Source organism: Mycobacterium sp. URHB0021 (assembly GCF_054057895.1).
The window spans coordinates 845,027-868,539 of the sequence record NZ_JBSRZT010000002.1; the positions used below are offsets into that span (position 1 = coordinate 845,027).

The 23,513-nt window shown below is 69.0% G+C and carries 22 protein-coding genes and 3 pseudogenes; 16 read left to right on the top strand and 9 right to left on the bottom strand.

The window, feature by feature from the left end; genetic code table 11:
• Positions 1-51 precede the first annotated feature (51 nt).
• Entirely contained in the window at positions 52-2,523 is a 2,472-nt protein-coding gene (locus ACVWWN_RS06270; protein ID WP_457143119.1) for a hypothetical protein, read from the top strand.
• On the top strand, positions 2,520-3,269 hold the full coding sequence (locus ACVWWN_RS06275; RefSeq protein WP_457143120.1) for an SDR family NAD(P)-dependent oxidoreductase: 750 nt from the start codon (positions 2,520-2,522) through the stop codon (positions 3,267-3,269). The genes ACVWWN_RS06270 and ACVWWN_RS06275 overlap by 4 nt, the downstream gene beginning before the upstream one ends.
• On the opposite strand, the gene ACVWWN_RS06280 is transcribed toward ACVWWN_RS06275, so the two are convergent.
• From ACVWWN_RS06280 to ACVWWN_RS06290, 3 genes are read right to left on the bottom strand one after another with little or no spacing between them, the layout of a single operon-like run.
• The gene (locus tag ACVWWN_RS06280; RefSeq protein ID WP_457143121.1) at positions 3,251-4,027 is read right to left on the bottom strand and encodes an isocitrate lyase/PEP mutase family protein; all 777 of its coding nucleotides are present in this window, start codon (positions 4,025-4,027) and stop codon (positions 3,251-3,253) included. The genes ACVWWN_RS06275 and ACVWWN_RS06280 overlap by 19 nt on opposite strands.
• Positions 4,024-4,824: a DUF427 domain-containing protein gene (locus ACVWWN_RS06285; protein WP_457143122.1), complete on the bottom strand. Its 801-nt coding sequence runs from the start codon at positions 4,822-4,824 to the stop codon at positions 4,024-4,026. The genes ACVWWN_RS06280 and ACVWWN_RS06285 overlap by 4 nt, the downstream gene beginning before the upstream one ends.
• Positions 4,825-4,833: 9 nt before the next feature.
• On the bottom strand, positions 4,834-6,228 hold the full coding sequence (locus ACVWWN_RS06290; protein WP_457143123.1) for an acyl-CoA dehydrogenase family protein: 1,395 nt from the start codon (positions 6,226-6,228) through the stop codon (positions 4,834-4,836).
• A gap of 312 nt (positions 6,229-6,540) precedes the next feature.
• On the opposite strand from ACVWWN_RS06290, the gene ACVWWN_RS06295 reads away from it, so the two are divergent.
• Positions 6,541-7,089, top strand: coding sequence for a hypothetical protein (locus tag ACVWWN_RS06295; RefSeq protein WP_457143124.1), 549 nt, complete (start codon positions 6,541-6,543; stop codon positions 7,087-7,089).
• Here the strand turns inward: ACVWWN_RS06295 and ACVWWN_RS06300 are convergent.
• Positions 7,053-7,682 carry an FMN-binding negative transcriptional regulator gene (locus ACVWWN_RS06300; protein WP_457143125.1) on the bottom strand — a complete coding sequence of 210 codons (630 nt, stop codon included), beginning with the start codon at positions 7,680-7,682 and terminating at the stop codon, positions 7,053-7,055. The genes ACVWWN_RS06295 and ACVWWN_RS06300 overlap by 37 nt on opposite strands.
• Before the next feature lie 55 nt (positions 7,683-7,737).
• Between ACVWWN_RS06300 and ACVWWN_RS06305 the strand changes: the two genes are divergently transcribed.
• Both ACVWWN_RS06305 and ACVWWN_RS06310 read left to right on the top strand, forming a co-directional pair.
• On the top strand, positions 7,738-8,055 hold the full coding sequence (locus tag ACVWWN_RS06305; RefSeq protein ID WP_457143126.1) for a hypothetical protein: 318 nt from the start codon (positions 7,738-7,740) through the stop codon (positions 8,053-8,055).
• Positions 8,056-8,064: 9 nt separating this feature from the next.
• Positions 8,065-8,990 (top strand): annotated as a pseudogene (locus ACVWWN_RS06310) (NADP-dependent oxidoreductase).
• 3 nt (positions 8,991-8,993) lie between these two features.
• Here the strand turns inward: ACVWWN_RS06310 and ACVWWN_RS06315 are convergent.
• Positions 8,994-9,485 (bottom strand): flavin reductase family protein, encoded by a 492-nt coding sequence (locus tag ACVWWN_RS06315; RefSeq protein ID WP_457143127.1) that lies wholly within the window; start codon positions 9,483-9,485, stop codon positions 8,994-8,996.
• A 34-nt stretch (positions 9,486-9,519) separates the two neighbouring features.
• Here ACVWWN_RS06315 and ACVWWN_RS06320 point away from each other — a divergent pair, with 34 nt between their 5' ends.
• The 4 genes from ACVWWN_RS06320 (at position 9,520) to ACVWWN_RS06335 (ending at position 13,217) form a co-directional block, all read left to right on the top strand.
• Positions 9,520-9,978 (top strand): PPOX class F420-dependent oxidoreductase, encoded by a 459-nt coding sequence (locus tag ACVWWN_RS06320; protein WP_457143128.1) that lies wholly within the window; start codon positions 9,520-9,522, stop codon positions 9,976-9,978.
• A 224-nt stretch (positions 9,979-10,202) separates the two neighbouring features.
• Positions 10,203-11,438 (top strand): glycosyltransferase family 4 protein, encoded by a 1,236-nt coding sequence (locus ACVWWN_RS06325; protein ID WP_457143129.1) that lies wholly within the window; start codon positions 10,203-10,205, stop codon positions 11,436-11,438.
• Entirely contained in the window at positions 11,432-12,160 is a 729-nt protein-coding gene (locus tag ACVWWN_RS06330; protein WP_457143130.1) for a class I SAM-dependent methyltransferase, read from the top strand. Before ACVWWN_RS06325 ends, ACVWWN_RS06330 begins: the two co-directional genes overlap by 7 nt.
• Position 12,161: 1 nt before the next feature.
• Positions 12,162-13,217: a prenyltransferase gene (locus tag ACVWWN_RS06335; protein ID WP_457149022.1), complete on the top strand. Its 1,056-nt coding sequence runs from the start codon at positions 12,162-12,164 to the stop codon at positions 13,215-13,217.
• On the opposite strand, the gene ACVWWN_RS06340 is transcribed toward ACVWWN_RS06335, so the two are convergent.
• The gene (locus ACVWWN_RS06340; RefSeq protein WP_457143131.1) at positions 13,201-13,890 is read right to left on the bottom strand and encodes a class I SAM-dependent methyltransferase; all 690 of its coding nucleotides are present in this window, start codon (positions 13,888-13,890) and stop codon (positions 13,201-13,203) included. The two genes, ACVWWN_RS06335 and ACVWWN_RS06340, sit on opposite strands and share 17 nt — an antisense overlap.
• A gap of 43 nt (positions 13,891-13,933) precedes the next feature.
• Here ACVWWN_RS06340 and ACVWWN_RS06345 point away from each other — a divergent pair.
• Positions 13,934-14,439, top strand: a pseudogene (locus tag ACVWWN_RS06345) (TetR family transcriptional regulator); the annotation flags it as partial.
• Here the strand turns inward: ACVWWN_RS06345 and ACVWWN_RS06350 are convergent.
• Entirely contained in the window at positions 14,436-15,053 is a 618-nt protein-coding gene (locus ACVWWN_RS06350) for a TetR/AcrR family transcriptional regulator (protein ID WP_457143132.1), read from the bottom strand. The pseudogene ACVWWN_RS06345 and the gene ACVWWN_RS06350 overlap by 4 nt on opposite strands.
• A gap of 165 nt (positions 15,054-15,218) precedes the next feature.
• Here ACVWWN_RS06350 and ACVWWN_RS06355 point away from each other — a divergent pair, with 165 nt between their 5' ends.
• Positions 15,219-16,523, top strand: a complete 1,305-nt coding sequence (locus tag ACVWWN_RS06355) for a cytochrome P450 (protein ID WP_457149023.1) — start codon at positions 15,219-15,221, stop codon at positions 16,521-16,523.
• A gap of 3 nt (positions 16,524-16,526) precedes the next feature.
• Here the strand turns inward: ACVWWN_RS06355 and msrA are convergent, their stop codons facing one another.
• Both msrA and msrB read right to left on the bottom strand, forming a co-directional pair.
• Positions 16,527-17,042 (bottom strand): peptide-methionine (S)-S-oxide reductase MsrA, encoded by a 516-nt coding sequence (gene msrA, locus ACVWWN_RS06360; protein ID WP_457143133.1) that lies wholly within the window; start codon positions 17,040-17,042, stop codon positions 16,527-16,529.
• Entirely contained in the window at positions 17,039-17,512 is a 474-nt protein-coding gene (gene msrB / locus ACVWWN_RS06365) for a peptide-methionine (R)-S-oxide reductase MsrB (RefSeq protein ID WP_457143134.1), read from the bottom strand. Before msrB ends, msrA begins: the two co-directional genes overlap by 4 nt.
• Positions 17,513-17,632: 120 nt before the next feature.
• Here msrB and ACVWWN_RS06370 point away from each other — a divergent pair, with 120 nt between their 5' ends.
• The 5 genes and pseudogenes from ACVWWN_RS06370 (at position 17,633) to ACVWWN_RS06390 (ending at position 23,477) form a co-directional block, all read left to right on the top strand.
• Positions 17,633-18,145: a nuclear transport factor 2 family protein gene (locus tag ACVWWN_RS06370; RefSeq protein ID WP_457143135.1), complete on the top strand. Its 513-nt coding sequence runs from the start codon at positions 17,633-17,635 to the stop codon at positions 18,143-18,145.
• Positions 18,142-19,177: pseudogene (locus ACVWWN_RS06375) on the top strand (NAD-dependent epimerase/dehydratase family protein). The gene ACVWWN_RS06370 and the pseudogene ACVWWN_RS06375 overlap by 4 nt, the downstream one beginning before the upstream one ends.
• Before the next feature lie 51 nt (positions 19,178-19,228).
• Positions 19,229-22,012, top strand: coding sequence for an ATP-binding protein (locus tag ACVWWN_RS06380; protein ID WP_457143136.1), 2,784 nt, complete (start codon positions 19,229-19,231; stop codon positions 22,010-22,012).
• Positions 22,013-22,097: 85 nt separating this feature from the next.
• A complete protein-coding gene (locus ACVWWN_RS06385; RefSeq protein ID WP_457143137.1) occupies positions 22,098-22,820 on the top strand; it encodes an SDR family NAD(P)-dependent oxidoreductase in 723 nt (240 codons plus the stop codon).
• Positions 22,821-22,862: 42 nt separating this feature from the next.
• Positions 22,863-23,477 (top strand): sigma-70 family RNA polymerase sigma factor, encoded by a 615-nt coding sequence (locus ACVWWN_RS06390; RefSeq protein WP_457143138.1) that lies wholly within the window; start codon positions 22,863-22,865, stop codon positions 23,475-23,477.
• The last annotated feature ends 36 nt before the right edge of the window (positions 23,478-23,513 follow it).

A 23,513-nucleotide genomic window follows, 5' to 3' on the forward strand; every position in this document is an offset into this window, starting at 1 on the left:
CACTTCCGAATTTCGCCGCTGGCGCCGACGACGACACGCCAGGATGAGTGCATGGCCGACAACCCGACGGTGGTGGAGCTGCGCGTGCACGGGGTCTCGGGCACCTCGCCGGAAGCGCTGTTGAACTGTTCCGCCGAGTTCCTCGAGCAGAAGGCCGGCGACAAGTCCGCGGGTTTCTATCGCAGGCCCGAATGGATCGACGATGCCGCCCATCCTCCGCCGCCCGGGCACTGGCGCGGTGTGACGGAGGCGTATTCGTGGGGCGGGCTGACATCGGGCCGCGCCAGCCGTGCGCTGTGGCTGCTGTTTCTGCCGTTCATCCTCGTCGACCTCGCGCACTGGATGCTGCCGCCGGCATCCAGAAGGCTTCCCGCCGCCGTCGCGGTGGGGCTGCTGCGGCTGATTGCGCTGTCATTCACGCTGACCTTGATGCTCGCCGCCGCGGTAGCGGCGATGGACGTAACGGTCTGGCAGTGTGCTGGTTTGGAGTACTGCAGCGCCCGCTGGGCACCGCTGGCGTTCCTCGCGTCACTGGACCGCGGCGTGCAGGTGGCGGTCAGCGCCGTCCCACTGGTGCTGATGATCGCTCTCCTGTGGCGGCTCGGCTCCGAGGAGCCGGTGGTCACCCGGGGCGATGAACCGGCGCGCGATACCAAGCGCGAGGGAAGCGAGAAGAAGCCCCATCCACCGAGCCCCGCAGTGACCGAGGGTGAAGTGCCGCTGGAAGTCGGCTCCTTCTGGAACCCCGACGATTCGGTGCGACGGATGCGCGCCTGTCACGTGACGGCGTGGGCGGCGGGGCTGGCCGCGATCACGGTGGCCCCGCCCCTGCGGTACGCGGTCACCCCGCTCACCCGCGGGGTGAGCATCGGATTGCTCGTCGCCGATGGTGTGGTGTTGGCCGTCGCGGTGTGCGCCACCGCCTCGAACATGGCCACCGCGCGCGGTGGCACCGGGGTGAATCGACTGACGGGCCCACTCATGGCGTTGCGATGGCTGTCGCTGGGACTGCTTGCGGCGTCGTTGATTTGGGTGATCGCGGCCGACGCAACCTATCCGCCGGCGCCGACGCACCTGCCCGGCCTGCGGGGGGCGATCTACGCCGTGCTGGGTGCCCAGGTGGTGTTGTTGGCCGCCTTGTTCCTGTTCACCGCGGTGTCGATGCGCGGCACCGAGGCCGCGCGCAAGACCGAGGGCGCCCCGGGGTATCGGATGACGCTGGGGGGATTCACCGCCCCGCTGGTCGCGTTGCTCGGGTGGCTCATCGCGGGCGGGTTCAGTGTCGGCGTCGGGCTGTGGACTGCACAGGTGCTGGGTAAGGCCGTGGTGTCCACGTCGGCCGCGAGTTGCGACACCTGCCTCAGGACACGGATTCTCGGGAGTCCCACCGAGAGCTTTGACGCCAGGGTTCGTGCCGTGGCGTCCGATGCGCCGCTGATCGTCCCACCCCCGTATGTCTGGGCCGCCGTCGCCACCGTGCTGCTGATCGTCGTTGCCGCGATGGCCGGCGTCTACATGTGGCTGTGGGTCATCCCCCGGCGCACCGCGCGGGAACGGGGCGGGGTGCTCGCCGACTATCCCGGCGCGAACACTGACGACAAGGCCGTCGCAGCACAGGTCGACCGCATCGCCAGGGCCCGCGCGCTGGCGTCACTGACGGATATCGGCGCGCGACTGGTCGCCGGGCTCGCGCTGGTGGCCGTCGCGGTCATCATCGGAATGGCGGTGCTGTATCTGCTCGTGGGTCGCTTCGACTCTGTCGTCGACTGGTCCCCGGTGCTCACGAACATCAGTGTGGCCATCACGGTTTCACTGGCGGTGGGTCTGGTGGGCCTGGCCGTGGCCGCCTTCCGGAACCGCCAGCTGCGGCGGATGGTCGCGATCCTGTGGGACGTCGCCACGTTCTGGCCGCGGGCGAACCATCCGCTGACCCCGCCGTCATACGGTGTGCGGACCGTGTGGGATCTGCGACTTCGGCTGGCGGCGCTGAGCACGGACACCGAGACCGGCCGGGTGATCCTGGTCGCCCACAGCCAGGGCACGGTGATCGCGGCAGCCACGCTGCTGCAGGCGAAGATGGACAACGAGAAGTACCCGTTGCTGACGTTCGGGTCGCCGCTGAGGCGGCTGTACGGGCAGAACTTCCCGGCTTACTTCGGAGTCGAGGCAATGAACAGGCTCCGGGACCGGCAGCGACGGCCGGACCCGCGGTGGATCAACCTGTGGGCGCTCAGCGATCCGATCGGCGCATGGGTCTTCGACACGTCGCCGGTGTGCACCGCGGCAGAGGGAGGGACGTCCGACATGGCCGAGGCGTTGAACACGGTCGACTGCCGGCTGCTCGACGTGGCGCCGGGCAGATATGGCCCCGACCCGGCCGGTCCGGTGTGCGCGCACTCGGGCTTCTGGACGCGCGACGAATACGACGCCGCCGTCCTCGCACTGCAGTCCACCGTGCTGCCCGAGGGGAGTGCGCGGCCCGACACCGACGCCACGGTGCGGCCGATCGATCGCCGCGTATGAGATCCGACCGCACGGCAGTCATCACCGGCGGAGCCGTCGGCTTCGGGCGGGCGTTCGCGCGTGCGCTGGTTGCCGAGGGGGTCAGCGTGGTGCTGGCCGACATCGATGTCGACACGGCCGAACATACTGCGGCCGAACTGGTTTCGGCCGGCGGCCGGGTGATCGCGGTCGAGTGCGATGTCGCCGACTCCGACGGCGTGGATGCCGCGGTCGCCACGACCGTGGACCGGTTCGGCGGCGTCGACATCCTCATCAACAACGCGGGGCTGCATCTCACCAGGTACAACCGACCGTTCGGGGTGTTGTCGCGCGACGAGATTCGCGCACTCTTCGACGTGAACGTGATGGGGGTGATCAACGCCACGCTGGCCTGCCGTGAATCGATGCGGCAGCGCGGTGGCGGGGTGGTGCTCAACATCTCGTCGGTGGCCGCGTACATGAGCACCACTCCGTATGCGGTGTCCAAACTGACGGTGCGCGGGCTCACCGTCGCGTTCGCCACCGAACTGGCGGCGGAGGGCATCCGGGTCAACGCCATCGCGCCCGGCCTGATGAACACCGAGAACGCGCTGGCGGATCTGCCGCGGCAGCTGGTCGACGATCTCGTCCAGCGGCGTCAGCTCGTGCACCGGCTGGGCACGATGGACGACGTCGTCTCCGCGATGTTGTTTCTGTGTTCTGACGAGGCGTCCTTCATCACCGGCGAAACCCTCAAGCTCAGCGGTGGTTACCCGCTGAATTTCTGAGCCGCGTAGCCGGCCAGTCGGGCCTGCATCTCGGGATACGGGGCGGCCGAAGGCAACTCGGTGCCATCGCGGACAGCGGTGGCGGCGGCGACCGCCGCGTGGATCGCGGCACGGTAAGGCAGCGACCCGGTGGAGACCCGTCGCACCCCGAGGGTGAACAGCTCGGCGAGGGATCGCCCCGGAATGGCCAGGACGTTGACGGGCCGCTCGATCGCCGCCGTCAGTTCGCTCAGGACGCCGGGCTCGGTGGCGCCCGGCACGAAGATGCCGTCCGCCCCGGCGTCGACGTAGCGGATCGCCCGGTCCAGCGTCGCCGCGACGGTGGCGTCCTGTCCCAGCCAGTAGGTGTCGACGCGGGCGTTGACGAACAGATCGGCGCAGCGTCGTTTGATGGCACGGACTTTGGCGGCGTGATCGTCGGCCGGAATCAGCCGTTCGGAGGTGCTGTCCTCGATGTTGATGCCGTGGACCGGCAGGTCGGCCACATAGTCGGCGACCTCCGCGGGATCGTCGGCGTAGCCGTCCTCGATGTCGAGGCTGACGAAGCAGTCGAGCGGCCGGAGTGCCTCGGCCAGTTCGGTGTTCGCTCCCCTGGTCGAGCGGCCGCCGTCAGGACGGCCCAGGCTCGACGCCACCCCGAAGCTTGTCGTCCCGATCGCGCCGAAGCCGGCGGCCAGCAGGGCCAGCGCGGACGGCACATCCCACGCGTTCGGCAGCAGCAGCGGCGCGTCGCCGTAGTGCAGTTCGCGGAAGGTCATTGCGCACTCCAGGGCGTGGCCGGGCGGTCGCGCAGCTCGCCGTCGAGGAACACGTCGACCCGCTCGTCGAAGAAGCAGATGCGATCACGCACGGGCTCGGCGTCGAGCAGCGGCTCGCGATAGGTCCATGCCGCATCCCGCGGCCCGCCGGGAACGGAGAAGTAGGCGGCGCGGCCCTTGTACGCGCAGTACGTCGCCGTGTCGCTGGGCTCGAGCCGGACTGCGACATCCTCGCGGGGCAGGTAGAACCGAACCGGCAACATCGTCTCGAACAACAGCAGCGGGCGCGATGACTCCGCCAGCAGTCGCCCGTCGGTCTCGATCCGCACGTGCCTGCTGCTGGGCCGCACGTCGATCCTGCTGAACGGGTCGTGCGGGTGGCTGACGATGGGCTCGTCCTCCTCGCGCCACCCGAATGCGGCGAAATCCAGGATCACGTAGTCGGCAAGGTCGCGGTCGTCGGGCCGGAACGCCGCGGCCGCGGCCGTCTCATCGCCCGCGATGACGTCGAACGGGGTGCCGGCACACGTGTGCGCGTTGAACGGGATCGACGGGTCGAGGATCGGCCGGTCGCTCTGCGCGCCTGACTCGGCGCCGGCCGGCACCAGATGGGCCGCGAGCGCCGACACCGGAATCGCGAAGGTGGGCACGACGCGCCTCGGCTCCCACACCAGCCGCGCGTCGCAGGTGTCGGCGACCGGTTCACCGGCCAGCGCGACGCGGATCCGTTTCGCCGTGGGCTCGTACCGCAGGGACCCGAGGCTGCCGCCGAGCAGATCCATGATCCTGACGCCCATGTCGTCACGCTACTTGCCCGGCGGCCGCAGCACCTTCATCGCCAACTGCATCACCGGCTGCGGAATGCGGTCCCTGGCGGCCAACGCGGAGCTGGCGAGCTGGGTGCGGACAGGGGTGCCGCGGCCGAACATCTTGTTCAGCGGCCCGCCGGTCGGCTCGAGGTCGATGTGCAGCGGCGGCTTGCCGTCGGCGGCGCCCAGCGCGTTGGCGATGACGATCCGCTGGATCTCACTGGTGCCCTCGAAGATGGTGTACAGCTTGGCATCCCGATACCACTTCTCCACGGGGTGGTCCTTGATGTAGCCCCAGCCGCCCATCGTCTGGATGGCCCGCTCGGTGGTCTTCACGGCGACCTCGCTGGCGGCCAGCTTGCACATCGAGCCCTCGCCACGCTCGAACGGAACCCCGGTGGCGGCCATCCAGGACGCCCGCCAGGTGAGCAGCCGCGCACCGTCGATCGCGGTGGCCAGGTCGGCCAGGGGAAACGCGATGCCTTGGTTGTCGATGATCGGCGCGCCGAACGCTTCCCGCCGGTTCGCGTACTCGGTGGCGTATTCCATAGCTGCCCTTGCGATTCCGAGCGCCTGGGCCGCCACCATGGGTCTGGTCTGCTCAAAGGTCCCCAGCGTCGCCGACCCGGAGTGCGTGGCGCCTTCGATGGCTTCACGGGCCTTGGCCAGCTTGTGCTCGAGCTTCTCCTGGCCGCCGAGCAGATTTGCACCCGGCACCCGGACCCCGTTGAACTTCAGCTCCGCGGTGTGCGATGCGCGGCAGCCCAGCTTGTCCAGCTTGCGCACCATCTCCAGGCCCTGGCTGCTGCCGGGCACGATGAACAGCGCCTGACCGCGGTGGCCGAGTTCCTCGTCGACGACGGCGTTCACCACGTGGACGTTGGCGATGCCGCCGTTGCCGATCCACATCTTGTGGCCGTCGATGATCCAGTCGGCATCCTTTTCCGGGCCGGAACGGCGGGCCCGGGTCCGCAGGTTGCGGACGTCGCTGCCGCCCTCGGGCTCGGAGATCGCCAGCGCGGCCAGCTTCAGATCGCCCGGCGTGCCGAAACATTCCGGCGCCCACTCCAGCATCTGCTCGGGCGAGGCCGCCTGCCCGATTGCCGAAAGCGCCAGCGCGGGCATTACCACCGCGAGACCGATCCCGGCGCAGCCCCAGAACAGCTCCTCCATGAACATCGGCAGCGACAGTCCGGTCGGATCGCCGATCAGATCGCGGTAGAACAACGGGCTGTAGAAACCCCGCGCCGCCGCTTCCTCCAGCACCGGCCACGGGAAGTCCTGGGATTGGTCGTACTCCTGGGCCACCGGGCGAACGACTTCCTCGGCGAATTCGTGGGTGCGCTTCGCCAGGTCGTGCTGGGCGGCGGTCGGTGTGATGTCGAAGCTCATGTAAGTACCACCACCACCAGGACCGACATTTCCCCCACCGCCTTCCTCGTCCCATTTACGGAGTGGGTACCCGGGCACGGCAAGAAATCCACGGCGGCGTGCCGGCATGGGCCGCACCAACTGACAATGCTCCTGCTGCAATGGCAGGGACCGCGAGGGACCGCGCTGTAACCCTTTGCAGCACAGGTCGATTGGGGTGGCTGGCAGGAGCGGGTAACGCCGGCTCGATGAGGGCGGGTCAGTCGACGGTGATCTCGCCGGTGAGCTGGTTCCTGATGGATAGCCGCATGGCCGAAGCCTAGGCTGTCGACAATGAAGCTTGCGGCGCTTCGCCTCCGACAGCGCGACGGCACCACCTGCGGCCCCAGCGTCGCGGTGGTGGCGGCCGCGCTGCTGGACCCGAAGTACCGGGCCGCGCTCTCGGACTCCGTGTCGGGCCCCGATCGCGGCAGCGCGTGGTTCGCGAGTGAGCAGTCACGCGTGCACGCCGAGGTGAACCGGTTCTGGCCGCGGACGCTCGGCACCACCCCGGTGGGCATCGCGCGGGCGTTCAACACGCACGGCGCGGTCCTCGGCATGCGGTACCGGTGGCGATTGTTCCGCGGCCGGCGCGACACACTGACCGACGTGCTGCGGTCCGTCGAAGCCGGGCGGCCGGTCGCGATGCTCGTCGGCAGATGCATCCCGCGGCACTGGGTACTCATCGTCGACGTGGCGGGGATCGAGGTGACCGGACGCGAATTGCATTGCTACGAGCCGTCATCGGGGGAAGTACGGATGGCCGGCGCAGACTCCGTGCGCCGATCGAGGCTGACCGGGCTCGGCTACCCCCGGCCGTTCGCGTTCGTGTTGCCGCGCTGAACTCGCTCGGCGACCAGGCGGTCCTGCGGTGAGTCCGAGGCGCGCAGGCCGGCGACGACGCCCTCGCGGTTCCGGTCGGGCTGGTTCTGCGACATCTTCGACTTGCCCTCCACACGGGAGATGGCGAGTTCGACGCCGACGATCGCGCGCAGCTGCGCCCGGGTGAATTTCTCAGGCGCGTCGGCGACCTGCCAAGGCTCGCGCTGACCATGTTCGTGACGGTGGGTCAGCGCGGTGACCAGGTCGAGCACCCAGTCGGGATCGTCATGCACCACCAGTCGGCCGTAGACGGTGAGGACCTCGTAGTTCCACGTCGGTACGACTTTGCCGGTCTCGGCCTTGGTGGCATACCAGTTAGGGGAGATGTAGGCATGTGGCCCCGTGAAGATCGCGACCGTATCGGCGCCATCGGCATGCCAGTGTGGATTGGCCCTCGCCACGTGGCCGACGAGAGACCGCCCGTTGTAGAGCAGGGGCAGGGGCGTCACGGTCAGCCCGGCCGAACCGTGCGAAACCAGATGCGCGAAGCCGGCCCGTTCGAGCGCGGCCCCGGTCTCGTCATCCGAGAGCGCGAACTTGTGAGGTATGTACATCGACCACTTCCCGTCCTACGGGTTCAGGATATCCGTTCGAACGTATGATCGAACGGTGGGTGAGCTCCAGTCGATCGGCTACAACGGCCAGCCCGTCGCGCAGGCTTTCCGCCGGGTCGATCCGCCGATTGCGGTGCTCGTCGATCTGGCCGCGCTGTTCCCGCGCGAACCGCACCGGGTGGGCGGCTACAACCCCGCCGGCCTGCAGATGCACTCCATCGTGGACGGCCGGTTGACGTGGTGGGGCATCTGCGAGCAGGGCCTCTGGTGGGGCCTGGTGACCTACGAGATCGCCTACGGCGCCCGGCGCAAGGCGGTCACCCACTGGATACCGGCGTGGCTCCTGAAGCGCAAAGCCGATTCGTCACGGTAGTTTCGCGAGGTGCCGGAGCTGACCAACCGCCAGATCGTGTTGCGTTGCCGCCCCGCCGGGCTGGTCGAGGCCGGGGACACCGAGTTGGTCGCATCGCAGGCGCCGGTGCCCGTCGAAGGCGAGGCGCTGGTCCACACCACCTACGTGGGAATCGACGCGGCCGCGCGGACCTGGCTCAACGACCAGCCCGGCTACCTGCCACCGGTGCGGCTGGGCGAGGTGATCCGGGCCGCGGGCATCGGCGTGGTCGTGGAGACGCACTGCGACGCCTACGCCGTCGGCGACATCGTCACGACGCTGACCGGCTTCCAGGAGTACGTCATCAGCCGTGACGACATCTTCACCACGCCCGTCCCGGCCGGCCTGGATCAGCTGGGTGTGATGTCGGTGTACGGCCCCACCGGCGCCACGGCCTACGTCGGGATGACCGACATCGGCAGACCGGCGCCGGGCGAGACGGTGGTGGTGTCGGCCGCCGCGGGTGCGACCGGCTCGGTGGCCGGGCAGATCGCCAAGATCGCCGGTGCCCGGGTGGTAGGGATCGCGGGCGGGCCGGAGAAGTGCCGGGCCGTGGTCGAGGACTTCGGGTTCGACGCATGTGTCGACTACCGGACGGCCGACCTGCCCGCCGCGCTCAAGGAGCACTGCCCCCGCGGCGTCAACGTGTATTTCGACAACGTCGGCGGTCCCATCCTCGACGCGGTGCTCGGGCGGTTGGCGCCGAAGGCGCGGGTGGTGCTGTGCGGTGTCACCTCCAGCTATCTGACCGGTGAGCACCCCGGGCCCGCCAACCACGTCAACCTGTTGGCCAGGACCGCGCTCATGCAGGGCTTCAATGCCCTCGACGAATGGGGCCGTCGTGCGTCGACGCGCTCAACGGCCTGTTCACCGGCGCCAACATCGGCAAGACGCTGGTGCGGATCAGCTCGGGGTGACGGTCACGCCTCGTGGCCCGGCTCCAGGTCGCGGACATCGGCGAAGGTGACCAGCTGCTCGAACTGCACCGGTGCATCGCCCGCGACCGGCTCCAGCAGATGCCCGACATGGTCGCCCAGATCGAAACGGCTGAGCACCTCGCCGGCGAACCAGCCCGCCGCATCGTCGAGCACCGGCAGGTCATGGGGTCCCGGATGCCATGCGCACCGGGCGAACTTGTCGACGCGATCCCCCGTCTCGCCGCCGAACAACCGGGCCAACTCGCGGTGCCTGCGCTCCAGGATGTGGACCGCCAGGTGGCTGGAACGCTGCGCGACGCGGAACGTGTGGTTGCGTTTCGACAGGCCGACCAGGAAGCGCTGCGGATAAATGCTCACCTGGCTGGCGAAGCCGACCAGACAGCCGGCGCGTTCGTCGCCGTCGCGCGCGGTCACCACGAACATCGGGTAGTCGAGCAGCGAGACCAGCCGCTCGAACGCGTCACTGCCGTCCATCAGGTGCTTTCCGATCGATCGTTAGGCTGGCCGGGTGGCCCGGAAATTCGCTACCGCCGATGCCGTCGACCTGTCCTCACTGTTGGAGTTCATCCGTCCGCGACATCGTATGGTGCTCACCACGTTTCGCGCTGACGGCTCGCTGCAGAGCTCGCCGGTGTCGGGAGGCGTCGACGCGGACGGCCGCATCGTGGTCGCCAGCTATCCGCAACGGGCGAAGTCGGCCAACGTCCGGCGCACCCCCAGGGCCAGCGCCATGGTGCTGTCCGACGAGTTCAACGACGCCTATGTGCAGGTCGACGGGGTGGCCGAGGTGATCGATCTGCCCGATGCCGTCGAGCCGCTGGTCGAATACTTCCGGTCGATCTCGGGCGAGCATCCCGACTGGGCGGAGTACCGGCAGGCGATGGTCGATCAGGGCAAGTGCCTGATCCGCGTCACCCCGCAGCGCTGGGGACCCGTCGCCACCGGCGGCTTCCCGCCACCTCAGTAGCCACCGGGTGGTTGCTGACTCAACAGGGTGAACAGAACGGTTCGCGCCGGCTGTGGTAGTCAGAGCAGGGCGGCCGCGTTGCGTCCGCTAGCTCGTCAAACTATAGTCTGGACACATGTCCAGGGGGGTTCGGATTCTTTGCGTCACACTATTTTGCCAGGTCAGACCGGCCCTCGATCCCGATTCACTCCGCTGGGCCGCGCCTCGGTATTCGTGAGCTAAGCATGCGCATAGCGTTGTTGTCCTACCGGAGTAAGACTCATTGCGGCGGGCAGGGGGTCTACGTCCGCCACCTCAGCCGTGGCCTGGTCGACCTCGGCCACGACGTCGAGGTGCTGTCCGGCCAGCCCTATCCCGAGGTGCTCGACCCACGGGTCCGGCTGACGAAGGTGCCGAGCCTCGACCTCTACCGCGAGCCTGACCCGTTCCGGATCCCGTGGCCGAGCGAGATCAAGACCGGCATCGATCTGCTGGAGCTGCTGACGACCTGGACCGCGGGGTTCCCCGAACCCCGCACGTTCAGCCTTCGCGCCGCCCGCATTCTGGCCGCTCGCCGCGACGACTTCGACGTCGTCCACGACAACCAGTGCCTGGGCACCGGCCTGCTGAAGATTGCCGATGCCGGGTTGCCGGTGGTCGCGACCGTGCACCACCCGATCACCAGGGACCGGGTCGTCGACGTGGCCGCCGCGCGGTGGTGGCGCAAGCCACTGGTACGCCGGTGGTACGGGTTCGCCGAAATGCAGAAGGACGTCGCGCGCCGGATTCCCGAACTGCTCACCGTCTCGTCGACCTCGGCGGCCGACATCGCCGAAGACTTCGGCGTGGCCCCGGGACAACTGCATGTGGTGCCGCTGGGGGTGGACACCGAATTGTTCAAGCCCGCCGCGCATCGCGTCCGTAACCGGATCATCGCGATCGCCAGCGCCGACGTTCCGCTGAAGGGCGTGCGTCACCTGCTGCACGCGGTGGCACGCCTGCGTGTCGAACGCGACCTCGACGTGCAACTGGTCGCGAAGCTCGAACCCAACGGCCCGACCGAGAAGCTCATAGCCGAACTCGGCATCTCCGATATCGTGCACACCTCCAGCGGTGTGTCCGACTCCGAGCTGGCTGACCTGTTGGCCTCGGCTGAGATCGCCTGCATCCCTTCGTTGTACGAGGGGTTCTCGCTGCCCGCGGTGGAGTCCATGGCCAGCGGCACGCCGATCGTCGCGAGCCGCGCCGGAGCGCTGCCCGAGGTGGTCGGCGCCGACGGCGAATGTGCCCGGCTGGTGACGCCCGCCGACGTCGACGAACTGACCCGGGTGATCGGCGAACTGCTGGACTCGCCGCTGGAGCTTCAACGCCTCGGCGCCAACGGACGACGCCGCGCGCTGGACGTGTTCAGTTGGGAATCCGTTGCGGCGCAGACTGTGGCGGTCTACCAGCGAGCACGTGAACGGGTCGGGACATGCTGACCGTCGACTTCGACCGGCTCGGTGTCGGTGCGGGCACGAAGGTGATCGACGTGGGCTGCGGGGCCGGCAGGCACAGCTTCGAGGCGTTTCGCCGCGGCGCCGATGTCATCGCCTTCGACCAGAACACGGCCGACCTCAACAACGTCGACGAGATTCTGCAGGCGATGCGGGAGCAGGGCGAGGCGCCGGACTCGGCGCGAGCCGAGGCGGTCAAGGGCGATGCGCTCGACTTGCCTTATGCTGAAGCAACTTTCGACTGTGTCGTCGCCTCGGAGATCCTCGAACACGTTCCCGAGGACGACCGCGCGATCGCCGAGTTGATCCGGGTTCTCAAACCGGGCGGTTCGTTGGCGATCACGGTTCCGCGCTGGCTGCCCGAGCGGGTCTGCTGGGCGCTGTCCGACGAATATCACGCCAACGAGGGCGGCCACATCCGCATCTACCGCGCCGACGCGTTGCGCGACAAGGTGCTCAACCATGGCCTGCGACTCACCCACGCCCACCATGCCCATGCCCTTCATTCACCGTTCTGGTGGCTGAAATGCGCTGTCGGAACATCGAAGTCGGATCACCCCGCCGTCACGGCGTACCACAAGCTGCTGGTCTGGGACATGATGGAACAGCCGTGGCTGACCCGGACCGCCGAATCGCTGCTGAACCCGTTGATCGGCAAGAGTGTCGCCCTGTATTTCCGGAAGCCGGTGGGCGTTGCTGTCACCTGAGGTGCCCGGCGTGCCCGGCGTTCTCACGCCGGCGCAGTGCCGTCAGACAGCGTGGTCGATCGCCGCGACCCAGGAACCCTCCGGCGCCCTCCCGTGGTTCGACGGTGGCCACACCGATCCGTGGGACCACGTCGAGAACGCGATGGCGCTGACTGCCGCCGGCCTGCTCGAGCCCGCGCGGGCGGCGTTCGACTGGTGCCACACGGCCCAGCGGCCCGACGGCTCGTGGCCCATCCAGCTGCGTGACGGTGTCGTCGAAGACGCCAACAGCGACAGCAACTTCTGCGCATACGTCGCCACCGGGGTGTGGCACCACGTATTGGTCACCGAAGACCGCCGCTTCGCCGAGACCATGTGGCCCGTCGTCACCAGGGCCGTCGACTTCGTGCTGGACATGCAGCTCAGTGGTGGCGAGATTTCCTGGGCCAGAAGCTCTTCCGGGCTGGAGCCGGACGCGCTGCTGACGGGATGCGCGAGCGTGTACCACAGCATCCGGTGCGCGCTGGCGCTGGCGGCCTACTTCGACGATCCGCAGCCGGAGTGGGAGGTCGCGGTCGGCCGGCTCGGGCACGCGATCGCCGCGCACCCCGAATCGTTCGTGGCCAAGGCCCGCTGGTCGATGGAGTGGTACTACCCGGTGCTCGGCGGTGCACTGCGCGGACCGCAGGCTCGGTCACGCATCGACGACCGCTGGGACGACTTCGTCGTTCCCGGCCTCGGGATCCGCTGCGTCGACGACCGTCCATGGGTCACCGGAGCCGAAACATGTGAATTGGTAATGGCGTTGGATGCCATCGGCGACTCGAGCCGCGCCCACGGACAGTTCGCGGCCATGCATCATCTGCGCGAGGACGACGGCTCGTACTGGACCGGCCTGGTGTTCGCCGACGGTAAGCGGTGGCCCGAGGAGCGCACCACCTGGACGGGCGCGGCGGTCATCCTCGCCGCCGACGCCTTGTCTCGGACAACCGCCGCCAGCGGCATCTTCCGCGGCGTGGATCTGCCGCGCGGCCTGGAGGGGGAGTACGACTGCGCCTGCGCTACGAGCGAGCGTTGACGCCGGGCAGTTCCCCCGCGGTGCCCGACACCCGTTCCAGCACCCGCATGGAGCCGACGGCCGACACTTCGCGGAACTCACCGGTCTCCAGCGCCCTGCGGTAGATGTGGAACGGCGCCTGGCCGCCGTCGTCGGGGTTGGGAAACACGTCGTGGATGATCAGGGTGCCGCCGAGATCGACCCACCTGGCCCACCCGTCGAAGTCGCGCTGCGCGGCCTCCTCGGTGTGTCCGCCGTCGATGAACAACAGCCGCAACGGGGTTCGCCAACCGCGGGCCACCACTGGTGACTTCCCGACGATGGCCACGACATGGTCACCGAGCCCGGCCGCGTCGAGGGTGTGGCGCAGCGTCGGCAGGGTGTCGAACAGTCCGGTGACCGGGTCGACCATCGACGTGTCGTGGTAGTCCCAGCCGGGTTGGTGTTCCTCGGACCCGTGGTGATGGTCGATCGTGTTCAGCACACCGCCGGTCTGCTGGGCGGCCGCGCCGAGCATCACCGTGGATTTGCCGCAGTACGTGCCGATTTCGACGCCGATCCCGTTTCCGAGATACCGGATGGCTGCGTCGTAGAGCGCGCGCCCTTCGTTGGCGGGCATGAACCCGGTGACCTGCTCGGCGAGGGCGAACAGGTGCGCGGCGGCGGCGGGCAGTGCGGTGTCGGTATCGCTCATCGCGTCCAACTTAGCCGTTGCTGGCACCCGGGCCTCGTAGTAGGCCGACACGGTCGATCGCCTGGGCCGGGCCGCGGTCGGCCTGCTCTCCCGCGACGGATTCTCGGTCTGACCGTGCGGCGGGTGGCGGCGGAGGTTGGTGTCGGAGCCGCCACCGCGCACACCTACTTCTCGTCCGAGGAGCACTTGGTCGCCGAGGTGTTCTGGCGCCGGTTGGCGGCATCGCCGCCGGCGGCGCACGAAGCCGACGATCGCGCCGCGCGGGTGATCGAGGTGCTGCGGCACATCGCGATGCTGGTCGCCGACGAACCGGACTTCGCGGGCGCGGTCACCACCGCGCTGCTGGGCAAGGACCCCGATGTCGAGGTGGTGCGGCTACCGATCGGCCGTGACATCCGCGACCGGCTGGGGCCGCGCACCGATCCCGACGTGGTCGACTCGCTGGAGATGCTGTACTCGGGCGCCCTGGTGCGCGCCGGGATGGGCCATGCGTCCTACGCCGAGATCGCCGACCGGCGGGAGAAGTCGGCGCGCCTGCTGCTGCGTTAGGACGCGCGCGGACCGAGAATCGCCGTCGCCGCGGAGATCGCGGGTTCGATGATGCCCCGCACGTCATGGTCGTCCTCGACGAACAGCGCGGTCAGCTCGCGCAGACCGCCGAGCAGGATGAGCGCGAGCGGACGCGAGATCGGGGACAACTGCGCCCGCCGGAACCCCGGGCTGTCCGTCAGGTCGACCAGCATGTCGGTCAGGTGCTCCATCGCCAGGCGGTGCAGCGGAGGGGCAGCGGCGCCGAGCGCGGGGGCTTCGCGGATCCAGCTGAGCGTGATCGCCGGACGCGACCCGATGTGATCGACATAGGCGATGGCGGCCTGACGGATCTGCTGGTGCCAGTCCGCCTCGCGGTCGACGGCCGAGACGATGTTGGCGATGAGGTCCTCGTTGTTCCGGCGCAACAGCTCGATCAGGCACTCCTCCTTGCTGGCGAACTGCTCGTAGAAGGTGCGCTTCGAGGTCCGCGCGTGGCGCACGATGTCGGCGACGGTGCTGTCGCGGTAGCCCCGCTCGCCGATCGAGGCCGCCAGCCCGTCGAGCAGCCGGTCGCGGAACGGTTCGGCGGGGTTACCGGCCGGCGTGCCGGGGGCGTCGAGTGCTGACGTCATCTCGCCTCCGAAAACCCTTGCGCTTGCTTGGTACCAAGCGGTACCGTACTACACAAACGTGCGGTACACCGTAGTACCAGCGACCCGGTTGGGAGTGATCCATACATGGCCGACGTAGCGGCTGCCACGGCCGAGACTGCTGATTCGTCATCGACATCTCCATCGATGACGCCCGCGGGTAAGCGCCCGCCGGTCGTCCGCCTGCCGATGCCCGTCCAGGGTGTCCTGCTGGCCGGCTTCCGCCGGTGGGCCATGCGGAACGGCGTCAAGCGTTTGGGTGCGGTCTTCGAGATCAACGTCCCGTTCTTCGGCCGCAGCGTCGTCGTCTCCGACCCGGCATTGGTGCGGCAGGTGTTCCTCGCGAGCACCGAGGACCTGACCAACGTGAAACCCAATCTCAGCAGGATCTTCGGGCCGGGTTCGGTGTTCGCGCTCGACGGTGCCGACCACCGCAAGCGGCGCAAGCTGCTCGCGCCGCCGTTCCACGGCCAGAGCATCAAGAACTACGAGAAAATCATCGAGGAGGAGACGCTGCGCGAGACCGCGACCTGGCCTCGGGGGCGCGAATTCCGCACGCTCGAGCCGATGAACAGGATCACGCTGAACGTGATCCTGCGAACGGTATTCGGTGCCGATGGTGCCGAACTCGACTATCTGCGCGAGATCCTCCCGCCGTGGGTCAAGCTGGGCTCACGGTTGGCCACGCTGCCGCAGCCGCCGTTCGACACCGGGCGCCGCAGCCCGTGGGGCCGGCTCGCGGAGTTCCGACGCAACTTCGACCACACCGTGTTCACGCTGATCGACAAGGCCGAGGCCGACCCGAATCTCGACGATCGCGATGACATCCTGGCGCTGCTGCTGCGGAGCCGGTACGACGACGGCACGCCCATGTCGCGCCAGGACATCTCCGATGAGTTGCTGACCCTCCTGGGCGCGGGTCATGAGACCACGGCCTCGACGCTGGGGTGGGCGTTCGAGCGGTTGCGCCGCCACCCGGAGGTCCTCGCCGAACTCGTCAGGGAGGACGACGAGGGCGGCAACGAGTACCGCCAGGCAACCATCCTCGAACTGCAGCGCAACCGGACGGTGATCGACTTTGCCGGGCGCCACGTGGCGGCGCCATACCTCGACGTCGGCGAGTGGCGGATTCCGCACGGCTACACCGTGATGGTCGGGATCGGCAACGTGCACGCCAACCCCGAGGCCTTCCCCAATCCCGAGCGCTTCGATCCGTACCGCTTCATGGGCAAGCGCCCGCCGACAGCATGGGTGGCGTTCGGCGGCGGAACCCGACGGTGCGTCGGCGCCGCGTTCGCCAATGTCGAGATAGACGTGGTGTTGCGAACAGTGTTGCGGCACTTCGTGATCGAGACTGACGATGCCCCGGACGAGAAGATCCACTTCCGGGGCGTCGCCTTCACGCCCAAGCGCGGCGGGCGCATCGTCGTGCGTCGCCGCGCTGCCGGCTGACCACTACTGCGAGGCGGTTTGCCGCTTCGGCAGCTTCCAGCCCGGCCGCGGGAAGTGGCATGTGTACCCGTTGGGGTAGTGCTCCAGGTAGTCCTGGTGCTCGGGCTCGGCCTCCCAGAAATCAACGGCCGGTGTCACCTCGGTGACCACCTTGCCCGGCCACAGCCCCGACGCGTCGACGTCGGCGATTGTTTCGACCGCGACGCGCTTCTGCTCGTCGTCGACGTAGAAGATCGCCGACCGGTAGCTGCTTCCGACGTCGTTGCCCTGGCGGTCCTTGGTCGTCGGATCATGGATCTGGAAGAAGAACTCGAGCAGGTTGCGGAAGTCGGTCTGCCCGGGGTCGTAGACGATCTCGATCGCCTCCGCGTGACCGGGATGGTTGCGGTAGGTGGGGTGGTCGTTGCGGCCGCCGGTGTAGCCGACGCGCGTCTCCACCACACCCGGCTGCTTGCGGATCAGGTCCTGCATGCCCCAGAAGCAGCCGCCGGCCAGGATGGCCTTCCTGTTGTCGCTCATGCCTGTGCCTCCTGGTTGGAAAACAGCGTCTTGTACTGCCCGTATCCCTCGGCGTCGAGGTCGTCGAGGTGGATGAACCTCAGCGAAGCCGAGTTGATGCAGTAGCGCAACCCGCCCGCCTCGCGCGGCCCGTCGTTGAACAGATGCCCGAGGTGGCTGTCGCCGTGCGCCGAGCGCACTTCGGTACGGATCATCAGATGCGAGAAGTCGCGCTTCTCCACGACGTTGTCCGAGCCGTTCGGCTCCCGGATGGGCCGCGTGAAGCTCGGCCAGCCCGAACCACTGTCGAACTTGTCGACCGAGGCGAACAGCGGTTCGCCGGAGACCACGTCGACGTAGATGCCGGGTTCGTGGTTGTCCCAGTACTCACCGGTGAACGGACGTTCGGTGCCACTCTTCTGCGTCACCTGGTACTGCTCGGGTGACAACGCGGCGACCGCATTGGGGTTCTTGTTGTATTGGCTTGCCACTGACCCTCCTCGATGCCTCGGTTTCGGCTACTTCTACAACAGTCCGATGCCACGGATAGTTCCTCGCGACGACCACCGCGACACTCGACAGAGCGGAGTGGAACGTGTTCTAGTTCTTGCGTGACGGGTAGCCCTTTCAGCCGTGACGAGCTCGTCGCGGCATTCCAGATTTTCGAGGCGACGGTGGACGGGGCCGCCCGGACGCGGGACTGGGATCCGTGGGTCGACCAGTACTCGCCGGACATCACCTACGTCGAGCACGCCGCGGGCACCATGCACGGCCGCGAGGAGGTACGGGCCTGGATCTGGAAGACGATGGAGACCTTCCCCGGCAGCTACCTGACGTCGTTCCCGTCGCTCTGGTCGGTGATCGACGAACCGAGCGGGCGGATCGTCTGCGAGCTGGACAACCCGATGCGAGACCCCGGCGACGGCACGATCATCAGCGCGACCAACATCTCGATCCTCACCTACGCCGGTGACGGGCGGTGGCGCAGGCAGGAGGACATCTACAACCCGCTGCGCTTCGTCTCCGCGGCGAGGAAGTGGTGCCGCAGGGCCCACGAGCTGGGCACGCTACCCGACGAGGCGGCGGCGTGGCTCGAACAATACGCAGGCCGGAACCGGCCGTGACCGCCCAACCGAAGCTGGTGATCGGGGCCAACGGCTTCCTCGGCTCACACGTCACGCGGCAACTCGTCGCCGACGGGCATGCGGTCCGGGTCATGGTCCGGCCCACCGCGACCACCATCGGAATCGACGACCTGCCCGTCATCCGGTTCCTCGGCGACATCTGGGACGACGGCACGCTGCGCGAGGCGATGGCCGGCGTCGACGACGTCTACTACTGCGTGGTCGACGCCCGCGGGTGGCTGCGCGACCCGGCGCCGTTGTTCCGCACCAACGTCGAGGGCACCCGCAACGTCCTCGACATCGCGGTGACGGCCGGCCTCTGACCGTTTCGTCTTCACGAGCAGCTACGTCACCGTCGGCCGGCGCCGCGGCCACGTCGCCACCGAGGACGACGTCATCGGCGACCGTGAACTCGGGGGCCTGACCCCGTACGTCCGCTCCCGGGTCCTGGCCGAACGACTCGTGCTGGCCTACGCCGCCGAACACGGCCTGCCCGCCGTCGCGATGTGCGTGTCGACGACCTACGGCAGCGGGGACTGGGGCCGCACGCCCCATGGCGCGATGATCGCCAGCGCGGCGTTCGGCAAGCTGCCGTTCGTGATGGGCGGCATCGAGCTGGAAGCCGTCGGCGTCGACGACGCCGCGCGCGCGACGATTCTGGGCGCCGGGCGCGGCCGGGTCGGCGAGCGGTATCTGATCTCGGAGAAGATGATCGGCAATGCCGAGGTGGTCCGCATCGCCGCCGATGCCGCCGGAATGCCCGCACCGACGAGGTCGATCCCGCTGCCGGTGTCCTACGCGCTGGCCGCGGCGGGCAGTGCCAAGGCCAAGCTGCGCGGCACCGACGAGCGGCTGTCGCTGAGCTCGCTTCGGCTGATGCGCGCCGAGGCCCCGGTCGATCACGGCAAGGCCGTCCGCGAATTGGGCTGGGAGCCGCGGCCGGTCGAGGAATCGATCCGTGAGGCCGCCAAGTTCTGGGCGGGTTTGCGCCACGCCAAGGGCAAGAGCCGGACGAGGGCAGACGGCGGGTAGCTGTCCGTTGTAGCCTGAGTAACCCGGGCTATCAAGATCACGGCGGTGCGAATGGCGAGCGACCATCCGTCAACTCCGTTGCGCGGTAGGGCCGAGGAGTGCGCGTCGCTGGACCGGCTGATCTCGGACGTGCGGGCGGGTCAGAGTCGGGTTCTCGTGCTGCGCGGCGAGGCGGGCGTCGGCAAGACCGCACTGCTGCAGCACCTGCTGAAGCGCGCGACGGGTTGCCGGCTCGCGCGGGCCACCGGCGTCGAATCCGATATGGAGCTCGCGTACGCCGGACTGCACCAGCTGTGCGCGCGTCTGTTGGGCCATGTCGATGGGCTGCCTGCCCCGCAGCGCGATGCGCTGGACACGGCGTTCGGGCGTCGCGCGGGGCCGGCGCCCGACCGTTTCCTCGTCGGTCTCGCAGTGTTGAGTCTGCTCTCGGCCGCGACGGCCGACCGGCCCTTGATGTGTGTCATCGACGACGCGCAATGGCTCGACCGGGTGTCGGCGCAGACGCTGGCGTTCGTCGCGCGTCGGCTGCTGGCCGAGCCGGTCGGGTTCGTCTTCGCGGCGCGCGACGACGCCGCCGACGAGCTGAAGGGCTTGCGCGAGTTGTCAATCCACGGCCTGGTCGACGGTGATGCCCGTGCACTTCTCGACTCGGTGATTCGTGGCGGACTGGATGTACGGGTCCGGGACCGGATCGTCGCCGAGGCTCGCGGCAACCCACTGGCCCTGTTGGAGCTGCCCCGCGACCCGGCCGCCACCGAGGGCGGGTTCGGGCGCCCCGGCGCACACAAACCGGCGGGCCGGATCGAACAGAGCTTCCTGCGGCGCGTCCGGGCGCTTCCCGCCCCGACCCAGCGCCTGCTGCTCACGGCGGCGGCGGAGCCGGTCGGGGACACCGCCCTGCTGATCCGCGCCGCCGACCGGCTCGGTATCTCCGCCGACGTCGCCGCGCCCGCCGAGGCCGCGGGACTGATCGAGATCGGCGCCCGCGTGCGCTTCCGTCATCCGCTGATGCGCTCGGCCGCCTATCTCGCCGCGGACCTGCACGACCGCCGCCAGGTGCACCGCGCGCTCGCCGAGGCCACCGATCCCGGGGCCGATCCCGATCGGCGGGCCTGGCACGGCGCCAATGCGGCGACCGGAACCGACGACGCCGTCGCCGGTGAACTGGAGCGTTCGGCCGACCGGGCGCAGGCCAGGGGTGGCGTCGCCGCGGCGGCGGCGTTCCTGCAGCGCGCTGCGGAGTTGACCTCGGATCCGGTGCGACGCGGGGCGCGGGCGCTGGCCGCCGCGGAGGCGAAGGTCGCGGCGGCAGCCCCCGATGCCGCGTACCAGCTGCTGGCGACGGCGGAGATGGGGCCCCTCGACGCCCTGGCGCGTGCGCAGGCCGCCCGGCTGCGGGCCCACATCGCGTTCGGTGAAAGTCGTGGCGGGGGCGACTCGGCGCCAACCGTCACCGAAGCGGCTCTGGGGCTTCTCGACGCCGCCCGCGGCCTGGAGAGGCTCGACGACGGCCTCGCCAGGGAAACCTATCTCGACGCGCTCGGGGCGGCCATGTACGCGGGACGGCTCTGCCCGCACGGCGGCCCGATCGTGGTGGCCGAACCGGCCGCCAGGGCGCCCGCAGGGCCGCAACCACCGCGCCCGAACGATCTGCTGTTGGATGGGCTCGCCAAGCGGTACACCGATGGCCTCCAGGCGAGCCTGCCGACGCTGCGCACCGCGCTGAGCGAGATCCTCGACGCGGCCCGGCACGCCGACGGCGATGTCACGGGTTTGTTCTGGAAGGGCTTTCCCATCGCGCACGAATGCGCCGCGGGTGAACTCTGGGACGACGGCATGTGGCACGACGTGGCGACCACCGCGGTCCGCCTCGCGCGCGAAGCAGGCACGCTCGCGATGCTCCCGCTCGCCCTCGCGACCCGGGCGGGCATCCACGTGTTCGCGGGGGAATTCGACACGGCGGCAACGCTGATCGAAGAGGCCGACACGATCGCCGCCGCAACCGGATATGCGCCGGTGCGGTACCACGCGGTATCACTCACCGTCTGGCGCGGCGTGGAGCCCGAATCGGTGAGGATGCTCGAGGCCGTCGCGGCACGCGCGGGCGCCAGGGGCGAGGGCAGGGTCAGCGGCTTGGTCGGTTGCTTCACCGCGATACTCGACAACAGTCTCGGTCGCTACCGGGAGGCGTTCACCGCAGCGCGGCAGGCGTGCGAATACGAGGATCTCGGCCCCTATTGCATGTCCCTCGTCGAACTCATCGAGGCAGGCATGCGATGCGGCGAACGAGCGGAGGCGGTCAATGCGCTGGCGAGCCTCGAGGAACACGCGGAAGCCGCCGGAACGGACTGGGCCCTGGGCACTCTGGCGCGATCCCGCGCGCTGCTCGAGGGTGGACGGACCGCGGAGGACCACTACCGCGAGGCGGTCGAACGACTCGGGCGCACCCGGATGGCGGTGTACCTCGGCCGCGCACACCTGGTGTACGGGGAGTGGCTGCGCCGGGAGCACCGACGGGTGGACGCGCGCGAGCAGTTGCGTATCGCCCACGACATGTTCGGCCGGATGGGGGCGGAGGCCTTCGCCGAACGTGCGCGGATCGAGCTGGACGCCACCGGCGAGCAGACACACAAGCGGGCCGCGGGCCCGGGAGACGGGCTGACGGCGCAGGAGGCGCAGATCGCCGCGCTGGCCGGCGCCGGGCTGACCAATCAGGAGATCGGCGCGCAGCTGTTCATCAGCGCACACACCGTCGAATGGCACCTGAGGAAGGTGTTCGCCAAGCTCGGGATCAGGTCGCGCAGGCAGCTTCGCGGACGGCAACACGCCACCTGACCGCCGGCCGGACCGGCCACGGACCACGGGTCGACTACGGATTTCCAAGGGTCCGATGGGTGCTCGCAGGCGACAGGCTGAGCTCATGGAATTGGCACAGCACACAGCGCTGATCACCGGCGGTACCGCGGGCATCGGCTGGGAGTCCGCTCGCTTGATGGCGGCCGAGGGGGCCGACGTCATCGTCACGGGCCGGGACCGCGAACGCGGCGAGAAGGCGGCGGCGGGGATCGGCGAGAACGCCCGTTTCGTCCAGGCGGACCTGTCGGACCTGGACTCGGTGAAGTCGTTGGTGGAGCAGTGCGGAAGCGTCGACATCGTCGTGAACAACGCGGCCACCTTCCCCGGCGCCGTTACCGTCGAACAGAGCGTCGCGAGCTTCGAGTCGATCTTCGACACCAACGTCCGTGGCGCCTACTTCCTGGTCGCCGCGCTGGTGCCGGGGATGCTCGAACGCGGGCGCGGCAGCATCGTCAACGTCACGAGCATGGTCGCGTTCAAGGGCGTGCCCGGCGCGTCCGGCTACAGCGCCTCCAAGGCGGCACTGGAATCGCTGACCCGCACCTGGGCCGTCGAATTCGGCACGCACGGTGTCCGCGTCAACAGCGTGGCCCCCGGCCCCACCCGCACCGACGGGGTGTACGCGGAATGGGGCGAGACCAACGAAGAACTCGGCCGCGCGTTGCCTCTCGGCCGGACGGCACACGCGGCGGAGATCGCCGAGGCGGTGCTGTTTCTGGCCTCCCCGCGGTCCAGCTTCATCACGGGTTCCACCCTGCACGCCGACGGCGGCGGCGCGGCCGTCTGATCCCGAGTCCCGAGTCCGAGTTCCAGCGAAGGGGAATGACCGATGTCAGCGGATTCGCTCGACCAGGCGGTGGCGGCATTCCTCGCGGTGCGAGATCGCTTGTTCTGCATCGCCTATCGGATACTGAACGATTGCACAGAGGCCGAGGACATCGTGCAGGATGCCTGGCTGCGGTGGCAGGTCTGCGACCGCAAGGCGGTGGTCGACCCGATGGCGTACCTGGCCACGACGACCCGGCGGCTCTGCCTGAACTCCCTGCAGTCGGCGCGGGCTCGTCGCGAAACCTGCCTCGGCCCTTGGCTTGCCGAGCGGGTGGATCCCGGTGCCGACCCGCTGCTCGGCGTCGAACGGGGTGAAGAACTGGAACACGCCACGCGCCGACTCCTCGAGAGGCTGTCACCGACCGAGCGGGCGGCATACGTGCTGCGGGAAGCTTTCGATTATTCGTACGCGGAGGTCGCCGCGGTGGTGTGCGTGACGGAGGGCAACGCGCGGCAGCTCGTCAGCCGTGCGCGTAGACACCTTGCCGGCGAGGGCCGCGAAACGCCCAGTGGCGCTGAGCAGAAACGGTTGCTCGGTGCATTGTCGGCGGCGCAGTCGGGCGACCTGGCGACGCTCGAGAACGTCTTCACCGAGGATGTGGCGTTGGCCGCCTAGGGACTAGCCTCGGTCGACGTGACCGAGAAACTGCAC